Annotated in this window: 17 protein-coding genes and 2 pseudogenes; 12 read left to right on the top strand and 7 right to left on the bottom strand. The window is 73.1% G+C overall.

Annotated features, from left to right (window positions below; genetic code table 11):
- Together DKT68_RS04560 and DKT68_RS04565 are read right to left on the bottom strand one after the other, a co-directional pair.
- Window positions 1-516 (bottom strand): annotated as a pseudogene (locus DKT68_RS04560) (cell wall anchor protein); the annotation flags it as partial.
- A gap of 222 nt (window positions 517-738) precedes the next feature.
- On the bottom strand, window positions 739-2256 hold the full coding sequence (locus DKT68_RS04565) for a cell wall anchor protein (RefSeq protein WP_109816177.1): 1518 nt from the start codon (window positions 2254-2256) through the stop codon (window positions 739-741).
- A 305-nt stretch (window positions 2257-2561) separates the two neighbouring features.
- Between DKT68_RS04565 and rsmD the strand changes: the two genes are divergently transcribed.
- From rsmD to DKT68_RS04610, 9 genes and pseudogenes are all read left to right on the top strand, one after another.
- The gene (gene rsmD, locus DKT68_RS04570; protein ID WP_109816178.1) at window positions 2562-3125 is read left to right on the top strand and encodes a 16S rRNA (guanine(966)-N(2))-methyltransferase RsmD; all 564 of its coding nucleotides are present in this window, start codon (window positions 2562-2564) and stop codon (window positions 3123-3125) included.
- Window positions 3122-3604 (top strand): pantetheine-phosphate adenylyltransferase, encoded by a 483-nt coding sequence (gene coaD, locus DKT68_RS04575; RefSeq protein WP_109816179.1) that lies wholly within the window; start codon window positions 3122-3124, stop codon window positions 3602-3604. Before rsmD ends, coaD begins: the two co-directional genes overlap by 4 nt.
- A gap of 233 nt (window positions 3605-3837) precedes the next feature.
- Window positions 3838-4335: an SPFH domain-containing protein gene (locus DKT68_RS04580; RefSeq protein ID WP_109816180.1), complete on the top strand. Its 498-nt coding sequence runs from the start codon at window positions 3838-3840 to the stop codon at window positions 4333-4335.
- 110 nt (window positions 4336-4445) lie between these two features.
- Entirely contained in the window at window positions 4446-5009 is a 564-nt protein-coding gene (locus DKT68_RS04585) for a YceD family protein (RefSeq protein WP_109816181.1), read from the top strand.
- Window positions 5010-5014: 5 nt separating this feature from the next.
- Window positions 5015-5188 carry a 50S ribosomal protein L32 gene (gene rpmF, locus DKT68_RS04590; protein ID WP_074317731.1) on the top strand — a complete coding sequence of 58 codons (174 nt, stop codon included), beginning with the start codon at window positions 5015-5017 and terminating at the stop codon, window positions 5186-5188.
- Window positions 5189-5302: 114 nt separating this feature from the next.
- Complete coding sequence (locus DKT68_RS04595) at window positions 5303-6289, top strand: phosphate acyltransferase PlsX (protein WP_109816182.1); 987 nt, start codon at window positions 5303-5305, stop codon at window positions 6287-6289.
- Window positions 6286-7041: pseudogene (gene rnc / locus DKT68_RS04600) on the top strand (ribonuclease III); the annotation flags it as partial. The gene DKT68_RS04595 and the pseudogene rnc, both read left to right, overlap by 4 nt.
- A gap of 238 nt (window positions 7042-7279) precedes the next feature.
- Window positions 7280-8137, top strand: coding sequence for a bifunctional DNA-formamidopyrimidine glycosylase/DNA-(apurinic or apyrimidinic site) lyase (gene mutM, locus DKT68_RS04605; RefSeq protein WP_109816193.1), 858 nt, complete (start codon window positions 7280-7282; stop codon window positions 8135-8137).
- Window positions 8138-8368: 231 nt separating this feature from the next.
- Complete coding sequence (locus DKT68_RS04610; RefSeq protein WP_109816183.1) at window positions 8369-10588, top strand: MMPL family transporter; 2220 nt, start codon at window positions 8369-8371, stop codon at window positions 10586-10588.
- Between the two features lie 88 nt (window positions 10589-10676).
- On the opposite strand, the gene DKT68_RS04615 is transcribed toward DKT68_RS04610, so the two are convergent.
- On the bottom strand, window positions 10677-11522 hold the full coding sequence (locus tag DKT68_RS04615; RefSeq protein WP_109816184.1) for an endo alpha-1,4 polygalactosaminidase: 846 nt from the start codon (window positions 11520-11522) through the stop codon (window positions 10677-10679).
- A gap of 117 nt (window positions 11523-11639) precedes the next feature.
- Window positions 11640-12788, bottom strand: coding sequence for a CAP domain-containing protein (locus DKT68_RS04620; protein ID WP_407940691.1), 1149 nt, complete (start codon window positions 12786-12788; stop codon window positions 11640-11642).
- A 371-nt stretch (window positions 12789-13159) separates the two neighbouring features.
- Between DKT68_RS04620 and DKT68_RS04625 the strand changes: the two genes are divergently transcribed.
- From DKT68_RS04625 to DKT68_RS04635, 3 genes are all read left to right on the top strand, one after another.
- The gene (locus DKT68_RS04625; RefSeq protein ID WP_007456482.1) at window positions 13160-13354 is read left to right on the top strand and encodes a hypothetical protein; all 195 of its coding nucleotides are present in this window, start codon (window positions 13160-13162) and stop codon (window positions 13352-13354) included.
- Window positions 13355-13712: 358 nt separating this feature from the next.
- Window positions 13713-17327, top strand: coding sequence for a chromosome segregation protein SMC (smc, locus tag DKT68_RS04630; RefSeq protein WP_109816185.1), 3615 nt, complete (start codon window positions 13713-13715; stop codon window positions 17325-17327).
- On the top strand, window positions 17327-17947 hold the full coding sequence (locus tag DKT68_RS04635; RefSeq protein WP_109816186.1) for an HAD family hydrolase: 621 nt from the start codon (window positions 17327-17329) through the stop codon (window positions 17945-17947). Before smc ends, DKT68_RS04635 begins: the two co-directional genes overlap by 1 nt.
- 33 nt (window positions 17948-17980) lie before the next feature.
- Here DKT68_RS04635 and DKT68_RS04640 read toward each other — a convergent pair whose 3' ends face one another.
- The 3 genes from DKT68_RS04640 to DKT68_RS04650 are packed head-to-tail and all read right to left on the bottom strand — an operon-like array spanning window position 17981 to window position 20673.
- Entirely contained in the window at window positions 17981-18511 is a 531-nt protein-coding gene (locus tag DKT68_RS04640) for a DinB family protein (RefSeq protein WP_109816187.1), read from the bottom strand.
- A 42-nt stretch (window positions 18512-18553) separates the two neighbouring features.
- Complete coding sequence (locus DKT68_RS04645; RefSeq protein ID WP_236646714.1) at window positions 18554-19048, bottom strand: universal stress protein; 495 nt, start codon at window positions 19046-19048, stop codon at window positions 18554-18556.
- 11 nt (window positions 19049-19059) lie between these two features.
- The gene (locus DKT68_RS04650) at window positions 19060-20673 is read right to left on the bottom strand and encodes an MDR family MFS transporter (RefSeq protein WP_109816188.1); all 1614 of its coding nucleotides are present in this window, start codon (window positions 20671-20673) and stop codon (window positions 19060-19062) included.
- Window positions 20674-20739 lie beyond the last annotated feature (66 nt).

A 20739-nucleotide genomic window follows, 5' to 3' on the forward strand; every position in this document is an offset into this window, starting at 1 on the left:
CGCCGGGGTCGTCGGGGCCGGGCTGGAGGGCTGGGCGCTCGGCGTCACGGTCGGCGTCGGCGTGGGCGCCTCCGGCGACGGGGTGGCCGGCGGCTCGGCGGTGCAGGTCTGGTCCAGGACGGCGGTGCCGGTGGCGGTGTTGGTGTGCAGTCGACCGTCGCGCGTCCACTCGGTGGTGATCTTCAGGTCGAGCGCCGCGCCCTTGGCGGTGTACTGCACGCCGACAGCCTTGCCCTCGGTCGACTTCGGCAGCGTGCGGCCGACCGGAAGGCCGACGACGTAGGTGTTGGACGGGGTCCACACCTCGGTGATCGTGCCGTCGAGATCGTTCTCGCTGTTCACCACGGTCCACTGGACGCGGTACACACCGTCCTCGCTCGTCTCGCAGGCGGTGCCGGAGATGTTCGAGTGGTGGGCGAGCGCCGGGGTGGCGACGGTCGCGACGCCGGCGAGGCCGATCAGCGCACCGGCGGCGATGGCCGCGACGCGCCGGAACGGAGACTTGGGAGGGTTCACGCCTGCTCCTGGTGAGGGGGTGTCGGATCACGTGGCGGGAGGCCGGGAGGCGTCGCGACCGAGGGGTCGCCTGCTCACGGGCGTCGCGCGACGTGGGGGTGTGCCCGCCCGAAGCGGGGACAGGGGATGATCTTAGTTCACCGCGATCCCGCTCCCCAGTGGACCCGAAGACGCCACGGGCGCGTCGACCGGGTGGTCGACGCGCCCGTGGGGCTGGTCAGATCAGGCGGTGAAGGTCACCCGACGCCGCCGTGCGATGACGAAGAGCACCGCGCCCGCGATCAGCAGGGCGACCGCACCGGCGGCGATGCCGCCCGCCGCCGCGCCGGTGACCGGGAGGCCCGGCTCGTCGCCGCCCCCGCCCGAGCCGCCGCAGTCCTTCTCCGGCGTGTAGACGGCCTCCATCTCGAGGTCCAGCTCCGGCAGCGCGACGAGCGCCGACTTGGCCTTACCGGCCTTGAAGGTCACCTTCGCCGACGCGCCGGCCGCGACGGTCCGGGTCTCGGTCTTGTCGCCGTAGGTGAACGTGGCCTTGACCGGGAGCCCACCCTCGGGGTTGGTGACGGTGAGCGTGAAGTTCTTGCAGTCGGCCTCGGTGGTCACGGCCGGCAGCGGGCAGTCCTCGGGGCGCTGCCACGAGTACGTGCCCTTCTCGATGACCTTGCCGTCGACCAGCACCTCGATCTTGCCCGCGTCGGCCGCCGGCACCACGACGCTGGTGTCGGCCTTGCCGGCCTCGACGGAGACCTTCTTGGAGAAGCCGTTCTCGCCCTTGACCTCGAACTCGACCGGGTACTTGCTGGTCTTGCCGTCGTTGGTCAGCGAGACGGCAACCGAACCGTCGCAGTTGGACGCGAAGGTCGTGGCCGGCGTGGTGCAGCTCTTGTCGCCGCCGTTGTACCAACCCTGCGGGCCGGTGGACCGGTTGCCCGGCGCGCCCGGCGAGCCCAGCTTCTTGTCGCCGTATCGCTTGCCACCCTCGACCAGCGGGTCGATGACCTGCTCGGCGTCGCCCCAGATCAGGTCGACCTGGGTGTGGCAGTTCGGGATCTCGACGTTCAGCTCGATCTCGGTCTGGGTGCCACCGATCCAGTCGCTGTCCGGCGTGCCGTAGACGTACTGCGGGGTGGCGAACTGCGGCCGCGGCGCGAAGTACGACACCAGCGTGAACCACTGCTTGCCCTCGCCGCAGAGCGGCAGCTCACCGTCGAGCTTGACGGTGGCGGTGCCCTTCGGGCCGTCGAAGGTGTGGCTGTACTTGGCCTGGCTGGCGTCGACGCACTCCGGGGTCGGAGCGCAGGACTTGTCGGCGGCGAGGTTGATGTCGCCCTTGTCGGTGTGCTCCGCGGTGACCTTGTTGTCCACCAGCCACTCGGCGTACACCTCGAGGGTGGCCGTGGCGGTGTCGCCCGGCACCCGCTGGACGGCCACCACGGAGGCGGCCTCGGGGATGACGTAGCCCTGCAGATCGACCGCGGCGGCGCCCTGTACGGGCACGTTCACCGGGGTCCCCGGCCCGGCGGTCACCTTCTGGAGCGTCGCGTCCTTGTTGGTTTCGCTGTTCTCCACCTTCCAGGTGATCACGCGCTCGCCGGTGAGCCGGTCACAGTCGGCGGTGGCGGTGATGGTGGTGTGGTGCGCGCTGGCTGGGGCGGCCACCGCGACGGCCCCGGTGAGGCCGATGAGGGCGGCTCCGAGGACGGCCAGCGGTCGCCGGAGCGACAGCTTGGGACGGATCACGGGTACTCCTGGAGTGCTGAAGCGTCGGGGTGTCGACACGGGAGCGGCAGTGGACGGTCGCTGCACGTCCGATGTTGGGGGCGCCTTCCCGAGCCGTGGGCCGGCGGGTTGCCGCCGGCACCCGGCAGACCCTAGCGAGATCGCGGCGAGCGATACAGCGCTCAGGATTCGTTAAGACTGATGTTATGAATATGAGATCATCGATATACTCCCGGTGATCCTGTGATCGCTCGTGCGATACGGGCGGTGGCGGTGGCGGCCCCCGTCGGCTCGCGTAGCGTCGGGGTCATGAGCAGGAGGAGACGGTGACCCGGATCGTGGCCGGGACGCTCGGCGGCCGGCGTATCGCCGCGCCTCCCGGCGCCGGCACCCGACCGACCTCCGACCGGGTCCGGGAGGCGTTGTTCAGCGCCGTCCAGGCCGAGGCCGACCTCCACGGCGCCCGTTTCGCCGACCTGTACGCCGGCTCCGGCGCGGTCGGGCTGGAGGCGCTCTCCCGGGGCGCGGGGCACGTGCTGCTGGTCGAGTCCGACCCCCGCGCGGCCCGGGTGATCCGGGAGAACGTGGCCGCGCTGCGAGCGGGCTCCGCCGTCCGCCTGGTGACCGGCAAGGTGGCGACCGTGCTGGCCGCCGGCCCGGAGGGCGGGCCGTACGACGTGGTCTTCGCCGACCCGCCGTACGCCGTGCCCGACGCGGATATCACCGCGCTGCTGACCACGCTGGTCGACGGCGGCTGGCTGGCCGGCGACGCCCTGGTGGTGGTGGAGCGGTCCAGCCGCACCGGGCCGGTCGAGTGGGTGGAAGGGATCACGGCCGAGCGCAGTCGCCGTTACGGCGAGACCACACTTTGGTACGGTCGCCGATCATGAGACGTGCGGTGTGTCCCGGCTCGTTCGATCCGGTCACCAACGGACACCTCGACATCATCGGCCGGGCCAGCCGGCTCTTCGACGAGGTGATCGTCGGCGTGCTGGTGAACCAGTCGAAGAGTGGCCTGTTCACCGTCGAGGAGCGGATCGACATGCTCCGCGAGGTGACCGCCTCGTACGGCAACGTACGGGTCGAGTCGTTCCGGGGGTTGCTGGTCGACTTCTGCCGCGCCCAGCAGGCGAGCGTGCTGATCAAGGGCCTGCGGGCGGTCAGCGACTTCGACTACGAGTTGCAGATGGCCCAGATGAACATCGGGCTGGCGGGCGTCGAGACGCTGTTCATGCCGACGAACCCGCTCTACTCGTTCCTCTCCTCCAGCCTCGTCAAGGACGTGGCCAAGTGGGGCGGCGACATCTCCGCCCACGTCCCCGACCGGGTCCGCGAAGCCCTCCAGGCCCGCCTCGGCCCCCGCCCCTGACGCACGCCCCGTTCTCGGATCCGGCGCGTCCTTCTGGCGCTGTCTGTCCCGGCAGGGAGCGCAGGACCGGCGAGGTGAGGGTCGGGTACAGCGCGCAGTGACGGTGTTGCGACTCGCCGGGCTGGGGTGGATCGGGCAGGTGTGGGGCGGGCAGGACATGATTGGTGGAGCGGGGAACCGGCCGTAGCCCGCATCATGGAGGTCGGCCGACGAACGACAGGAGTGAGGTACCGGTGGACCCGCTCGATCGCATCGACGAACTGATCGCCATGGTGGAGCAGGCCCGCTCCGTCCCGATGTCGCGCAACAACTGCATGGTCGACCGGGGTGAGATGATCGCCGCCCTCGACGAGATGCGCGCTGACCTCCCCGCCGACCTGCGTCGCGCCTCCGCGCTGCTCGACGAGCGCGACAAGATCATGGAAGCCGGCAAGCGCGAGGCGGACCGGATCATCAGCGAGGGTGAGGCGGAACACGCCCGCCTCGTCTCGGTGAACGAGATCACTGTCTCGGCCGAGCACGAGGGCGCCCGGATCATCGCCGAGGCCCGGGCCGAGGCGCAGCGCCTGCGTGAGGAGGTCGACGACTACGTCGACACCGCGCTGGCCAACTTCGAGCAGTTCCTCACCAGGGCGCTCGCCTCGATAGAGCGCGGCCGGGACAAGATGCACGCGCTGCGTGAGATTGGCACCTTCGGTGGGGATGAGGCGGAACGCCCGCTACCCTTCTGAGCGGCACCTCACCAGCCGACATTCTGAGGCAGGCGTCGCCCCCGGTTCGACGGTCCGGCGGTCGCCCAGGTAACCTTTTTTGTCGGCCTCACACCGGCCGGAGTCTGACTATGCCCAAACACTCGCCATCGACACTCGACCCCAGGTCGCCGCTGGTCCTCGACACGAGGGACCTGCCGCGCCGGCCTGGCGCGATGCGTCCGGTCCAGCGGGTCGTGCCGGCACCGGCGGACCTCGGTGTGGAGTTGATCGGCGTTCCGGAGGGCGCGGACCTCAACCTCGATCTGAGGTTGGAGTCGGTGTCCGAGGGCGTGCTCGTCTCCGGGGCCATCACCGGTCCCGTCCGGGGCGAGTGCGGGCGCTGCCTGCGCGAGATCAACGACTCGATGGCCGTGACGATCCAGGAGCTGTACGCGTACGAGAACAGCACCACGGACGCCACGACCGACGAGGACGAGGTGGGCCGGATGCAGGGCGATCTGATCGACCTGGAGCCGGCGCTGCGGGACGCGTTGGTGCTCACGCTGCCGACCAACCCGCTCTGCCGGGAGGACTGCCCAGGACTGTGCCCCGAATGCGGGACGCACTGGGACGATCTGCCGGCCGACCACAGTCACCAGCAGATCGACCCGCGTTGGGCGGGCCTGTCGCAAATGACCCGTACAGAGGAGTAAGAACCGTGGCCGTCCCGAAGCGCAAGATGTCGCGCAGCAACACCCGGTCCCGCCGGGCGAACTGGAAGGCGACCGTGGTCGCGACCGTCGCGTGCCCGCAGTGCAAGTCCCCGAAGCTGCCGCACGCCGCCTGCTCCGTCTGCGGCACCTACAACGGCCGCCAGGTCATCGAGGTCTGACCTGGACGCCGAGTGACGCCCCCGACCCCGGGTCGGGCGGCGCGCGCACCCTGGCATTCGCCCGGTGCCCCGGCTCCCTCCGACGCCGGCCGGCCCACTCCGGTCGGCGTACCAGTGGAGCCGGGCACCGCGCGGATCGCCGTTGACCTCCTCGGCGGGGACGACGCTCCCGCCGTCGTGGTTGACGGCGCTCTGCGGGCCGTGCGCGCCGACCCTGACCTGCATCTGCTACTCGTCGGCCCGGCCGAGGTCGCCGACGAGCTGATCGCTGCCCTCGATCCGGTGCAACGCGTCCGGATCACGGTGCGGCCGGTCCGCGACGCCGTCGGCATGGCCGACCATCCCAGCGCCGCCCGCGCGGAGAGCACCGTCCGGGCCGCTGTCACCGCCGTCCACGACGGCATCGCCGACGCCCTGGTCTCCGCCGGCGCCACCGGTGCCACCGTCACCGCCGCCGTGCTCGGCCTCGGCCGCTGGCCCGAGGTCCGTCAGCCCGCCCTGGTCGCCACCCTGCCCGCCGTCACCGGGCCGGTCGTGCTGCTCGACGTCGGGGGGTCGCTGGAGCCCCGCCCCGCCACCCTCGCCCGGCACGCCGTGCTCGGCGCCGCGTACGCCGAGGTGGCGCACGCGGTCCCCGAGCCGCGGGTCGGCCTGCTCTCCGTGGGCACCGAGGCCGGTAAGGGCGACCGGGTCCGCCGGGCCACCGACCCGCTGTTGGCCATCGAGCCGCTGCCCGGAGGAGCCCGCTACGTCGGGCTGGTCGAGGGGTACGACGTGGCCGTCGGCGCGCGCGCCGATGTGGTGGTCACCGACGGCTTCACCGGTAACGTGCTGCTCAAGGCGATCGAGGGCGCGTACGCGATGGCCGGCGGCCCGCCCGTCGGTGGTGGCGCGCCCCGTGCCGCCGCCCTGCTCGGCGTTGCCGGGACGGTGGTCGTCTGCCACGGCGCCGCCCGCGCCGACGACGTCGCCTCCGGCATCGCCCTCGCCGCCCACCTGTGGCGGCGGCGTGCCATCGACCTGGTATCCGCGTTGCTCGAGGGCGGCGACGCGACGGACCGCACCGACCGCTCCACCGACACCGAGGTACGCACATCATGAACAACGACAAGCGGCGGCGGGCGTCCGTCGGTCACCTGGAAGCCGCGTTCGGCGTGAGCCTGGAACCCGACCTGCTGCAACGCGCGCTGACCCACCGCTCGTACGCGTACGAGAACGGTGGCCTGCCGACCAACGAACGGCTGGAGTTCCTCGGCGACTCGGTGCTCGGCGTGGTGATCACCACGGCGCTCTTCCACAACCACCCGGACCTGCCCGAGGGGCAGTTGGCCAAGCTGCGCGCCAGCGTGGTCAACATGCGCGCGCTCGCCGACGTCGCGCGTGGCCTGGGCCCGGACGGCCTCGGCGCGTACCTGCTGCTCGGCAAGGGTGAGGAGACCACCGGCGGCCGGGACAAGGCGAGCATCCTCGCCGACACGCTGGAGGCGCTGCTCGGCGCGATCTACCTCCAGTACGGGCTGGACACCGCCGGGATCGTCATCCACCGGCTGTTCGACCCGCTGATGGCCGAGTCGGCCGGCCGGGGCGCCGCCCTGGACTGGAAGACGAGCCTCCAGGAGCTGACCGCGGCGCTCGGGCTCGGCGTACCGGAGTACCGGATCGAGGGCACCGGTCCGGACCACCTCAAGACGTTCACCGCCTGGGTGGTGGTGGCCGGCAACCGGTACGGCGGCGCCGAGGGGCGCAGCAAGAAGGAGGCCGAGCAGCGCGCCGCCGAGGCGGCCTGGCGCACCCTGGCCGACCAGGACGGCTCGGCCGGTGCGGACGGCCGGAGCGGCCAGGACGGCTCGGCCGACCGGGACGAGCCGGTCGGGCCCCTGGAGCGGGCCGAGCGGGCGGCCCGCACGGAGCAGGCCGACCACACCGCACAGGTCATGCCGGCCGACGTCGCGGCCGAGCAGGCCGGTCCCAACGGCGCCGGACCGTCCACGAACGGCGCCCGCCCGGCCGGGGACAGCGGCCCCGCCGCCGACGCGACCGGTGCCGCCGACGCGACCGGTGCCGCCGACGGGAGCGACGCGAGGCTGGGCCGTGCCTGAACTGCCCGAGGTGGAGACCGTCCGGCAGGGGCTGGCCCAGTGGGTCGTCGGTCGCCGGATCGCCTCGGTGGAGGTCCGTCACCCCCGCGCCGTCCGCCGGCACGTCCCCGGCGGCGCGCACTTCGCCGACGTGCTCGCCGACCGCACCGTGCTGGACGTCCGCCGCCGGGGCAAGTACCTGTGGCTGCCGCTGGACAGCGGCGACGCGGTGATCGGGCACCTCGGCATGTCCGGTCAGCTGCTCCTCCAGCCACCCGGCACCCCGGACGAGACCCACCTGCGGGTGCGGTTCCGGTTCGCGGACGACGGCCCGGAGCTGCGCTTCGTCGACCAGCGCACGTTCGGCGGGCTCGCGGTCAGCGAGGGCGGCGCCGACCTGCCCGCCGAGATCGCGCACATCGCCCGCGACCCGATGGACCCGGAGTTCTCCGACGCGGCGTTCGTCGCCGCGCTGCGCCGCCGGCGGACCGAGGTGAAACGCGCCCTGCTCGACCAGACCCTGATCTCCGGGGTGGGCAACATCTACGCCGACGAGGCGCTCTGGCGTGCCGGGCTGCACGGCGCCCGGCCCACGGACGCGCTGACCGGCCCCGCCGCGCTGCGCCTGCTCGGCCACGTCCGCGACGTGCTCGCCGAGGCGATCAAGCAGGGTGGCACCAGCTTCGATGCCCTCTACGTCAACGTCAACGGCGAGAGCGGCTACTTCGACCGGGCGCTGAACGTGTACGGCCGGGAGGGTGAGCCGTGCCGGCGGTGCGGCGCGCCGGTCCGCCGCGAGGCGTTCATGAACCGCTCCTCGTACAGTTGCCCGCGCTGCCAGCCCCGCCCCCGGGGTTCCCTTCGGGGATGACCCCGAGCCGGCTCCGGGTCCGTGCCGGCGGGTCGCGGCGGACCGCTCCGGGGCGGACCCCCGCCGGCTGTCCGAAACGCGGGTGATGCCCGCCGTGCCACTCGGAGCACCCCGTCACCGCGTCCGGCCCGGCTCCGGGCCGGGCCGGGGCCGATCCCCGATGTGAGCGTCTCGTCACGCCCCTAGCGTCAGCACCGTTGGCAGGGGGTTGACGTGACAGGGGGACCCGAGATGGGGACAAGACCGGTGACGGTGCGGATGGCGCGGTGGAGCGCCGAGCACCCGTGGCGGGCGATCGCACTGTGGGCCGTGTTCGTCGCGGTGTGCTTCGTCGGTGGCAACGCCGCCGGCCTCAACGAGGCCACCAGCAGCGACCAGGCCATCGGCGAGGCGGGACGCGCCAGCCTGATCGTGGACGGTGGCGCCTTCGACGACCCGGCCGTCGAGAACGTCCTGATCACCGCCCGGGCCGGGACGCTCGACCCGGGGGCGGCGAAGGTGGCGGCGGACGACGCGGCGGCCCGCCTGCGGACGGTCACCGGCGTCGCCGAGGTCGGCCAGCCGATCACCGCCCGGGACGGTTCGGCGCTGCTGCTGCCGATCACCATGTCCGGCGACCCGGACACCGCGTCCGACCGGGTGCAACCGCTGCGCGACGCCACCGCCACCGTGCAGGACGCGCACCCGCAGCTGCGCGTCGAGCAGGTCGGCGGGCCGTCGATCGGCCAGGCCCTCGACGACACCCTGGGCAAGGACTTCAAGCGCGCCGAGCTGCTCAGCCTCCCGGTCACCCTGGCCATCCTGATCGTCGCGTTCGGCGCGCTCATCGCGGCCAGCGTGCCGGTGCTGCTGGCGCTCTCCTCGGTCGCCGCCGCGATGGGTCTGTCCACCCTCGCCTCGCACCTCGTGCCGGCCACCGACACCACGGCCCCGGTGATCCTGCTGATCGGCATGGCGGTCGGGGTCGACTACTCGCTGTTCTACGTCCGCCGGGAACGGGAGGAACGCGCAAAGGGCCGCTCCGGCCTGGACGCGGTGGAGATCGCCGCGGAGACCTCCGGGCACGCGGTGGTGGTGTCCGGCTTCGCGGTGATCATTTCGATGGCCGGCCTGCTGCTCGCCGGCGACGTGGTCTTCTCGTCGCTCGCCGTCGGCTCGATCCTGGTGGTGGCGGTCGCGGTGGTGGGCTCGCTGACTGTGCTGCCCGCCCTGCTGGCCAAGCTCGGTCGCTGGGTGGACCGGCCCCGGGTGCCGCTGCTCTGGCGACTGACCGCTCCGCGCGCCGGCCGGCACGGCCAGCCCCGCTCGCCCCGGCTCTGGCCGGCGGTGCTCCGGCCGGCGCTGCGGGCCCCGGTGCCCACCCTGGTCATCTCGGTCGGGTTGCTGCTCGCGCTGGCCGCGCCGGCGCTCGGCATGAAGCTGAAGTTCCCCGGCATGGAGGACCTGCCGCGCACCACCCCGGCCATGCAGGCGTACGACCGCCTCACCGCCGCCTTCCCGAGCACCGGCACCAATCACGTGGTGGCCGTCCGGGCGCCGGCGGAACAGGCCGACCGGGTCCGCGCCGCGCTCACCGACCTGGCCACCCGTGCCGCCGGCGACCCGCTGTTCGCCCCGACGGAGGCGGACGGCCCGAAGATCCAGGTGTCGGCCGACCGGCGGGTGTCGGTGCTGGACGTCGCCACCCCGTACGCCAGCCGGGACGACCGGTCGGTGCGGTCGCTGGAGAAGCTGCGCGACGACCTGGTCCCGGCCGAGCTGCGGGACATCCCGGGCATCGAGTACGCGGTCGGCGGCAGCGTGGCCGACAGCGAGGACTACGCGCAGCACGTCCGGGACAAGCTGCCGCTGGTGATGGCCTTCGTGCTGGTGCTCACCTTCCTGGTCATGGTGCTCACCTTCCGGTCGGTGGTGGTGGCGGCCAGCGCGATCGCGCTGAACCTGCTCTCGGCCGGCGCCGCGTACGGGCTGCTGGTGCTGGTCTTCCAGGGGGACTGGGCGGCGGGGCCGCTCGGCTTCACCTCGATGGGCGCGATCGTGTCCTGGCTGCCGCTGTTCCTCTTCGTGGTGCTGTTCGGCCTCTCCATGGACTACCACGTCTTCGTGGTCAGCCGGATCCGCGAGGGGATCCGGGCCGGCATGTCCAACCGGGACGCGGTGGCGTACGGGATCACGTCGTCGGCCGGCGTGGTGACCAGCGCGGCGATCGTGATGGTCGGCGTGTTCTCGATCTTCGCCACGCTCAGCACGATCGACATGAAGCAGCTCGGCATCGGTCTGGCGGCGGCGATCCTGCTGGACGCCACGATCATCCGGGGCGTGGTGCTACCGGCACTGATGACCATGCTCGGCGACGCCAACTGGTGGGCCCCCCGCTTCCTGCGCCAGCGGCCGGCGCCCGCCCCCACCGATCCACCGGCCGCCGCCCCGGAGCTGGTGTCGGTGTCCTGACCGTTGTCTCCGCCGGCCGGGCCGCGACCGCGGTCCGGCCCGGCGGTGCTGCGCCGCCGCGTCCCGGTCGACCACCAGCGCACGGAGGTCAGGGCAGCGGGCAGGCTTCCCGCCAGGCGTCCAGCGTCCGGTCCTTGCGGATGGACGCGAAGCCGTAGCCGACGGTGGTGACGCAGAAGTCGTCGGTCGAGCCGGTGTACTCGACGTGGAAGACCGGCTTGTCGGCGTCGGCGAACGGCAGCAGCTTGGCGCACAGGTCCAGCCGGGCGCACTCCTCGTTGACCGCGAAGTCGAAGTCCGGAGCCAGCGCGGCGAGCTGCGGCACGTCGTTGACCAGCCCGGGGGAGAGGTCCAGCGACCGGGCCAGCCGGGCCAGCCGGCGGTTGAACATCAACTGGTCGTCGAAGTCCAGCGGGAAGCCGGTGCGAGACGCGTACCCGTCGGCGTCGGCCAGCGCCACCGCGCCGAACCCCTTGCCCCGGCAGAGCCGGAACCGGTCGGCCAGGACCGGCTCCAGCGCATCCCACCGTCGGACGTCCAGCCACCGGCTGCCCGGCTGGCGGCCGGTCGAGCCCTGCACCCCGGCCGGGAGCCGGCTGGCGTCCGGGTCGGCCGAGCGGACCGAGCCGACGTGCACCTGGCAGATCAGGCGGCGGTCGCGGGAGCGCAGCTCGGCGGTCTGGGCGGCGGTGGTGGCCACCGGGTCGAGCAGGAAGACGTCGGCGTCCACCGTCGGGTCGAGGGTGCCACTGACCTGCCACTGCCACTGCCAGTGGCGGGCCTGGTCGGCCGGCCAGCGGGTGGGCGCGCCGGGCGGCGTCAGCTGCTCGACCCGGCAGCCGTACGCCGGCACCGCCACGGCGATTGCGACGCAGGCCGACACGATCCGGCGCAGCGGGCATACGACGGCGCGTCGCCGCGGCCGGATCCGCATCGGCAGCTCCCGGGTCCCGGGCGGCCCGTCGCCGCCCTCACCGGTACGCCGCCCCCACGCTCCGGCCCGACGTACCTCACCGGGTCAAACGAGCGCGGGGGCGCGGACGACGCGCGGTCAGCGCGGCGCCGCGAAGACCTGCGTCCAGTACGGTCCGTTGCTGCTGGCGATGCCGACGCCGATCTCGGTGAACGCGCAGTTCAGGATGTTCGCGCGGTGGCCGGAGCTGTTCATCCAGGCGTCCATCACGGCGGCCGGCGTCTTCTGGTTCCACGCCACGTTCTCGCCGTAGGTGCGCCAGGTGTAGCCGACCCGGTCCAGGCGGACGCCGGCGTCGCTGCCGTCGCTGCCGGTGTGCGACATGTTCTGGTGGTCGGCCTGGTCCTGGCTGTGCCGCTGGGCGGCGGTCATCAGCTTGTCGTCGATGCTCAGCGCCTTGCAGCCGGCCTTGGCCCGCTCGGCGTTGACCAGGTCCACCACCTCGCGGGCCTGGGCGCTGACGCTGCCACCGCCACTGCCGCTGGTGCTCGTGCCGTTGGTGGCGCTCGGCGCGCTGACGCGCGGGGCGCTGCGCCGCGACGCGGCGTTGGTGCGCGACGGAGTCGGGGTGGGCTTGACGACCCGGCTCGGTGTGGGGCTCGGCCGGGCCGAGGTGGGCGCGGCGGTCGGGGAGGGCGCGACCAGGCTGTCGACGGCCGGCTCCTCGGTCGGCACCGCCGGTGCGGCGGCGATCGTGTCGTCGACGGCGGTCGGCTCGCTGGCCGCGTCGTCTCCGCCGGGCATCGCGAGCGCGCCGACGCCGAGGCTCACCACGAGGGTGGCCGCCGCGGCGGCGCCTCCGATCATCAGCGGCCGGCGCCAGCGCCGCGGGGAACGGTGCCGCCCCTCACCCCGGCCGGCGCCGGTCTGCCATTCGCCGGTGGTCTCCTCGCCGCCGTCGGTGCGCCAGCCGCCGGTGGTCTCCTCGACGGGGTCGCTGCGACGCCAGTCGCCGGTCGGCTCGTCGTCGGACCGGTAGGCGGGCTCGTACGCCGGCCACCCGGCGGTGCGGTCGTCGGCCGGCCCGGCGGGGGCCTCCGGTTCCGGCTCCCAGCGTGCGGTGGGCTGCGCGCGGTGCCACTCGTCGGCGGGCTGGTCGGGGTCGTCACCGAACAGGTAGGCCGAGCGGGGCTCCGGGCGGTCGCTCAGCCAGTCCGGCTCGTCGGTCGGCCGCTCGGCGCGCCGGGGGGCGCCGTTCGGGTCCATCGGGTCGGTCCAGCCGTACACGGCACTGCCTCCACGGGGTTGGTTGCGGGCCGGAGTGACGCTACGACCCGTCCACGACCTGCGGCAACGTGGCTAAGGAAGAGTTAAGGGGAAGTCGGACGCGAGGGTGCGGACTTCGCGGAAAGAAGGCGTACAGTAAAGGCGTCCGGACAGAGAGTGTCCGTGCCGTGAGGCAGCCCCCCGACAAGTGGACAGGTCGACGTAGAGATGATCTACGGCCTGCGAGAACTTGACGAAGGAGGGGTTTGCGGCTCAATATATAGGTGTCGCCAGTCGCGCCCGGTCATGCCCAGATACAGCTGGAATGACAGTCGCGTATGAATGGGCGCGCGTTGGCCGGCCTTTCCGGCAGCGCATATCAAGGAGTCAGCATGGCGAAGGCCCTCTACGGCCACGTAGGTGCAGCGCCCGACCGGCGTCTGCTCGACGAGGTCACCCGACTGCGTGCCAGGGTTCAGGCACTGGAGTTCGAGATCACGCGTCTGCGCGCCGACAATGATCGGCTCGCGGCGGCTGCGGCGGAGGCGGACGACCTGCTCCGTCTGGCCGAGCCGGCGCTGACCTGATCTTCGGGTAGCCAAAAACTGAATCGCACCATCGCAAAAATGCGCGCCGACACGACTCTGTGCCGGCGCGCAACGCTGTCCGGCCCCTTTCCCGGCCGACGATTTATGATCTTGCTTGGGCGGCGCCGGAACCGCGCCACCCCTTTCCGGAAACGCGCCGACCGGTTACTGATCATGAACGTTGTTTGCCTTTCTCCGCGCCACCGGAACAACCGCGTCGTGCTCTTCGGCGCTCCCGATCGCGTGCCCCGGGGCGGGTCGCGTGCCCGACCGCTCCCGCCACCGGGTTAGTCTGCGGGTTCACCCAGGTCCGCGTTGCCGGCGACGGTACGGCGGCCACCGGACGAGGATCGAGAAGGTGTATCTCAAGAGCCTGACGGTGAAGGGCTTCAAATCCTTCGCCTCCGCCACGACGTTGAAGCTGGAGCCCGGGATCACCTGCGTGGTGGGCCCGAACGGCTCCGGCAAGTCCAACGTCGTCGACGCCATCGCCTGGGTGCTCGGCGAGCAGGGCGCCAAGGCGCTGCGCGGCGGCAAGATGGAGGACGTCATCTTCGCCGGCACCGCCGGTCGGGCGCCGCTGGGCCGCGCCGAGGTCACCCTCACCATCGACAACACCGACGGCGCGCTGCCGATCGAGTACACCGAGGTCTCCATCACCCGCCGGATGTTCCGCTCCGGCGAGAGCGAGTACGAGATCAACGGCAACTCCTGCCGCCTGCTCGACATCCAGGAGCTGCTGTCGGACTCGGGCATCGGCCGGGAGATGCACATCATCGTCGGTCAGGGCCGGCTCGACGGGATGCTGCACGCCAAGCCGGAGGACCGCCGGGCGTTCATCGAGGAGGCGGCCGGCGTCCTCAAGCACCGCAAGCGCAAGGAAAAGGCGCTGCGCAAGCTCGACGCGATGCAAGTGAATCTCAACCGCGTCACCGACCTCACGGCCGAGCTGCGCCGCCAGCTCAAGCCGCTGGGCCGGCAGGCGGAGGTGGCCCGGCGCGCCGCCGCCATCCAGGCCAACCTGCGGGACGCCCGCCTGCGCCTGCTCGCCGACGACCTGGCCACCCTGCGGACCACCCTGGACCGGGAGATCGCCGACGAGACCGCGCTGCGGGAGCGGCGCGAGCAGGTCGAGGCCGAGCACGCCGAGGTGCAGGGCCGGCTCGGTGAGCTGGAAGCCGCGCTGGCCGAGGACGCGCCGCTGCTCGCCGCCGCCCAGGACACCTGGTACAAGCTCTCCGCCCTGCAGGAACGCTTCCGCTCGATCGAGCAGCTGGCCCGGGAGCGGCTGCGGCACCTGAGCGCCTCCGGCGACGACGAGCGGCCCGGCCGCGACCCGGACCAGCTCGAGGCCGAGGCCGAACGGGTCCGCGAGCAGGAGGACGAGCTGCGCGCGGCGCTCACCGACGACCAGATCCGGCTGGCCGAGGCGGTGGAGCACCGCCAGGAGCTGGAGCGTCAGCTCGCCGCCGCCGAGCGCGAGCTGGTCGCCGCCGCCAAGGCCATCGCCGACCGGCGTGAGGGAATGGCCCGGCTCACCGGCCAGGTCAACTCGGCCCGCGCCCGGACCACCAGCGCCGGCGAGGAGATCGAACGCCTCGCCGTGGCGCATGCCGACGCGCTGGGTCGCGCCGAGCAGGCGCAGGCGGACCTGGACGCGGTGGCCGCGCAGTCGACCGAGGCCGACCGGGACAACGCCGACCTCGACGCCCGGCACGCCGAGGCGGTCGCCGCGCAGGACCGGGCGCAGGCCACCGTCCGGTCGCTGGCCGACGCCGAGCGGGCGGCGGAGAAGGACGCGGCCACCTGGAAGGCCCGCGAGGAGGCGCTCTCCCTGGGCCTGCGGCGCAAGGACGGTGGGGGCGCGCTGCTCGCCCGCGCCGGCGAGGTGCCAGGCCTGCTCGGCAGCCTCGCCGGGCTGCTCACCGTCGCCCCGGGGAACGAGGCCGCGCTGGCCGCCGCGCTCGGCGGCCTCGCCGACGCGGTCGCGGTCAGCGGGGTGGACGAGGCCGTCGAGGCCATGCGGCTGCTCAAGATCTCCGACGCCGGCCGGGCCGGCCTGCTGGTGGGCAGCCCGGCCGGGCCCGGCATGACGGGCTCCGCCGACGCGCTGCGCCCGAAGCTGCCCGACGGCGCCCGGTGGGCGCCCGACCTGGTGGAGTGCGCCGCCGAACTGCGCCCCGCCGTGCACCGGGCGCTGCGCGACGTGGCGCTCGTCGACGATCTGGCCGCCGCCGCCGAGCTGGTCGCCGGCAACCCGGAGCTGCGCGCCGTCACCCCCGACGGCGACGTGGTCGGGGCGTACGCGGCGGCCGGCGGGTCGGCCAAGGCGCCCAGCTACATCGAGGTGCAGGCGGCCGTCGAGGAGGCCCGCACCAACCGGCTCGCCGCCGAGCGCGCCGGCGCCGAGCTGCGCGACCAGCTCGTCGAGGCCCGCGCCGAGGTGGCCGCCGCCAAGGAGGCCGTGCAGCACGCCGCCGCCGAGAAGCGCGAGGCGGAGAGCCACCGCAACGCCGCAGCCCGCCGACTGGCCGAGCTGGGCGCGGCGGCCCGCTCGGCGAAGGCGGAGACCGATCGCCTCGGCGAGTCCCGCGCCCGCGCCGAGGCGGCCCGCCAGCGGGACCTCGCCGCGCTCGCCGAGCTGGAGGAGCGGCTTCGGCTGGCCGAGGAGACCCCGGTCGACGCCGAGCCCTCCGCCGAGGAACGGGACCAGCTCGCCGCGATGGTGCCACAGGCCCGGCAGAACGAGATGGAGGTCCGGCTCGCGGTGCGTACCGCCGAGGAGCGGGTCTCCTCGATCGCCGGCCGGGCCGACTCGCTCGCTCGGCAGGCCATCGCGGAGCGGGCTGCCCGGGAACGCGCGGCGGCCCGGCGGGCCGCGCGCACCCGGGGCGCGGGCATCGCCCGGGCCGTCGCCGGCGGCGCCCGGGAGGCCCTCACCCGGCTCACCACCTCGATCGCGACGGCCGAGGAGCACCGCGACGCGGTGGCGCGGGAACGCGCCGCCCGCGAGGCGGAGCTCCAGGAGGTACGCGGGGCCGCGAAGCGGTTCGGCGCGGAGCTGGAGCGGCTGACCAGTCAGGTGCACCGGGACGAGGTGGCCCGCGCGGAACAGCGGCTGCGCATCGAGCAGCTGGAGGCGAAGGCCGCCGAGGACTTCGGGCTGGACGTGGAGACCCTGGTCGCCGAGTACGGCCCCACCCAGCCCGTCCCGCCCACCCAGGTCGACGTCGCGGCGGCCGAGCGCGACGGGCTGCCGGTGCCCGAGCCGGTCCGCTACGAGCGGCCGGTGCAGGAGAAGCGTGCCGCCAAGGCGGAACGCGAACTCGCCCTGCTCGGCAAGGTCAACCCGCTCGCGCTGGAGGAGTTCGCGGCGTTGGAGGAGCGCTACAAGTTCCTCTCCGAGCAGCTGGAGGACCTGAAGGCCACCCGGCGGGACCTGCTCACCGTGGTCAAGGACGTGGACGAGCGGATCCTGGAGGTGTTCGCCAGCGCGTTCGACGACACCGCCCGGGAGTTCGAGCAGGTGTTCACCGTGCTCTTCCCCGGCGGCGAGGGTCGGCTGATCCTCACCGACCCCGAGGACCTGCTCGCCACCGGCGTCGAGGTGGAGGCCCGCCCGCCGGGCAAGAAGATCAAGCGGCTGTCCCTGCTCTCCGGTGGCGAGCGGTCGCTGACCGCGGTGGCCATGCTGGTGGCGATCTTCCGCGCCCGGCCCAGCCCGTTCTACATCATGGACGAGGTGGAGGCGGCCCTGGACGACGTGAACCTGGGCCGGCTGATCACGTTGCTGGCACAGTTGCGGGAGAAGAGCCAGCTGATCGTCATCACGCACCAGAAGCGGACGATGGAGATCGCGGACGCGCTCTACGGGGTGACCATGCGCAGCGGGGTCACCCAGGTCATCAGTCAACGGCTCAACCGGGCCGACGAGGACGAGCAGCGGCGCGGCCGCGGCGAGGAGAACGGGTAGTGGCTCGGGAACGCGCGACGGCGCTCCTGCTGGACCTGGACGGCGTCCTGCGCCGGTTCGACCCGGCGGTGGCCGCCCGGGTGGAGCGGGAGTACGGCCTGGACGAGGGAGTGCTCAGCGAGATCGCCATGCAGTGGGGTCGACTCCAGCCGGTGCTCACCGGCCAGGTCAGCCACGCCGACTGGATGTCGAGCGTGGCCGACGCGCTGGCCGAGCCGGCCGGAGGCCCGGACCGGGCGCGGGACGCGGTCGAGCAGTGGCAGCAGCACCGGGGCGAGGTGGACGCCGAGGTGCTCGCCTTCATCCGGGAGGTACGCGCCGCCGGGATCCAGGTCGGCCTGGCCACCAACGCCACCGACCTGCTCGACGCCGACCTGGCCGAGCTGGGCCTGGTCGGTGAGCTGGACGTGGTGGTCAACTCCTCCACGCTGGGCGTGCACAAGCCGGCCAAGGAGTACTTCCAGGCCGCCTGCGAGGCGCTGGCCACCCCGCCGGCCAAGGTGCTCTTCGTCGACGACGAGGACTGGGCGGTCCGGGGCGCCCGCGCCGCCGGGCTCTCCGCGCACCGCTGGGGCGGCCACGGCGACCTGCGCTACCTGCGGGCGGCCCTGGACTACTGAGCCAGCCTCGCCGACCCGAGGCGGCTCAGCCGGTCACTCGCCGGTGACGCCGTCCAGGCGTTCCCGGATCAGGTCGGCGTGCCCGTTGTGCCGGGCGTACTCCTCGATCATGTGGATGTAGACCCAGCGGACGCTCATCTCGTCGGCGGTGCCGTCCCGGCGGGGCCGCCGGAAGGTCTGGTCCAGCGACAGGCCGGCGGCGGCCTTGCGGGCGGCCTCCACCTCGGCGGCGAAGGTGGCGAAGGTGGCCTCCGCGTCGGCCCCGGCGACGGCGTTGAGGTCGGCGTCCGGGTCCTCCTCGCCGTCGTAGAGACCGACGATGTCCTCACCGGCGGCCCGGATGCGGAACCACCAGCGCTCCACGTCGGCCAGGTGCCGCACCAGCCCGAGCAGGGTCAGCCCGGACGGCTCCACGCTCGGCGTCTTCAGCTGGTCGACGGTCAGGCCGGCGCACTTCAGCAGCAGCGTCTGGCGGTGGTAGTCGAGCCAGCCCTCCAGCATGGTGCGCTCGTCGCCGACGTACGGTTCGGGGGTCCGGGTGATCTCCGGTGCTCTCCAGGTCATCCGGTCATCCTTGCCGCAGGGTCTGACAGCCGCGAGTGGGTTTCAGGGCACGACGACGACGGGCCAGCGGCCGGTGCGGACCAGGCGGGTGGCGACCGATCCGACCAGCCGGTGACCGGCCTGCTCGGACGCGCCCACCACCACCATGTCGGCCTGGAACTCGTCGGCCGCCGCGCACAGCTCCCCGTACGCGTCGCCGCGCCGGCACAGGAAGGTCAACGGCAGGCCCAGCTCCTCGGCGCCCCGCCGGCACTCCCGGCGCAGCTCCTCGGCCAGCTCGTCGTGCGTCCGCTGCACCGCGCCGGCGTCCATCCCGGGCACCAGGGCGGTCAGCCCGCTCGCGGAGCTGACGAAGACCACCACCAACGCGGCGCCCTGCCGGCGGGCCAGGCCGGCGGCGTACCAGCCGGCCCGCTCGGAGGTGCGGGTGCCGTCCACGCCGACCAGGACCACCCGGGGGCCGTCCGTGCCACGTTCGAAGGGCAGTGGACGGCTCCGGGGGCCGTACTCCTCGCGGTCGGGCGCTCCCACGCTCATGGCTGGTTACCTCACCTCTGCTCGCCGGTACGGATCACGGCGGCGTCCGCCGCGAGGATCTGGTCGCTGTCCACGTCGCTCGCCGCCGCGGAGCCGTTGTGCTGCCGCAGCGGCACCTCCTTGATGAAGCTCACCGCGATCAGCGCGATGAGCGCGAAGGGGGCGGCGGCCAGGAAGATGTCGCCGGCGCCGTGGCCGTACGCGCTCTCCACGACCGCCCGCAGCGGGCCGGGCAGGGTGTGCACGTCGGGCAGGGCGCCGCCGCTGCCGGAGCTGGACGCGGGGATGCCGAGCTGGGCCAGCCCCTCGGCCAGGTAGTCCTTGACCTTGTGCGCGAGCACCGCGCCGAGGGCGGAGACGCCGATCGCGCCGCCCAGGCTGCGGAAGAACGCGACCACCGAGCTGGCGGCCCCGAGCTCGTGCGGGTCGACGGTGTTCTGCACGGCGAGGACCAGATTCTGCATGGTCATGCCCAGCCCGACGCCGATCAGCGCCATGTAGACGCTCAGAAGCGTGAAGCTGGTGTCCGCCCGGAGCGTGCCCATCAGCGCGAAGCCGACGGTGAGCAGCGCCGAGCCGATCACCAGGAACCGCTTCCACCGGCCGGTACGGGTGATGATCCGCCCGGACAGGGTGGAGGAGACGAGCAGGCCGAGGATCATCGGCAGGGTCATCAGGCCGGACATGGTGGGGCTCTGGCCGCGGCTGATCTGGAAGTACTGGCCGAGGAAGACCGAGGCGCCGAACATGCCCACACCGACCGCGATGCTGGCGACGACCGCCAGGGTGATGGTGCGGTTGCGGAACAGCCGCGGCGGGATCATCGGCTCGGCGGCCCGGGTCTCCACCCGGATCGCCAGGGCGCCGAGCACCAGGGCGCCGAGCACCATGACGGCGCTCTGCCAGGAGACCCACGCGAACTGGTCGCCGGCGAGGGAGACCCAGATCAGCAGCACCGAGACGGCCGCGGTGATGAGCGTGGCGCCCCACCAGTCGATCTGCGCCTTCCGCTTCACGACCGGCAGGTTCAGGGTCTTCTGGAGCACGACCAGCGCGGCGATGGCGAACGGCACGCCGACGTAGAAGCACCAGCGCCAGCCGAGCCAGGAGGTGTCGACGATCACGCCGCCGATCAGCGGGCCGCCGATGGTGCCCACGGCCATCACGGCGCCCAGGTAGCCGCTGTAGCGGCCCCGCTCTCGCGGCGCGATCATGGTCGCCATGATCACCTGGGCCAGCGCGGTGAGGCCGCCGGCGCCGACGCCCTGGAGCACCCGACAGGCGATCAGCTCACTGGTGCCCTGCGCGGCGCCGGCCAGCACCGAGCCCAGGACGTAGATCCCCAGAGCGAGCTGGACCAGGACCTTCTTGCTGGTCAGGTCGGCGAGCTTGCCCCAGATGGGGGTGGTCGCGGTGGTCGCGAGCAGGGCGGAGGTGACGACCCAGGTGTACGCGGACTGGCCCCCGTGCAGCTCGGTGATGATCCGCGGCAGCGCGTTCGAGACGACCGTGGAGGAGAGGATCGCGACGAACATGCCCAGCAGCAGGCCGGAGAGCGCCTCGAGGATCTGCCGGTGGGTCATGTCGACGGCGGTCGCGCGGGTGGGCGCTGTCGCCTGGCTCATCGTTGCTGCCTCCGGGTGGAGTCGAGTGGAACCGTCGTCGATGGGCGGCGGCCGCCTGAAGCAACC

This window comes from Micromonospora acroterricola (genome assembly GCF_003172955.1).
Lineage (GTDB): Bacteria > Actinomycetota > Actinomycetes > Mycobacteriales > Micromonosporaceae > Micromonospora > Micromonospora acroterricola.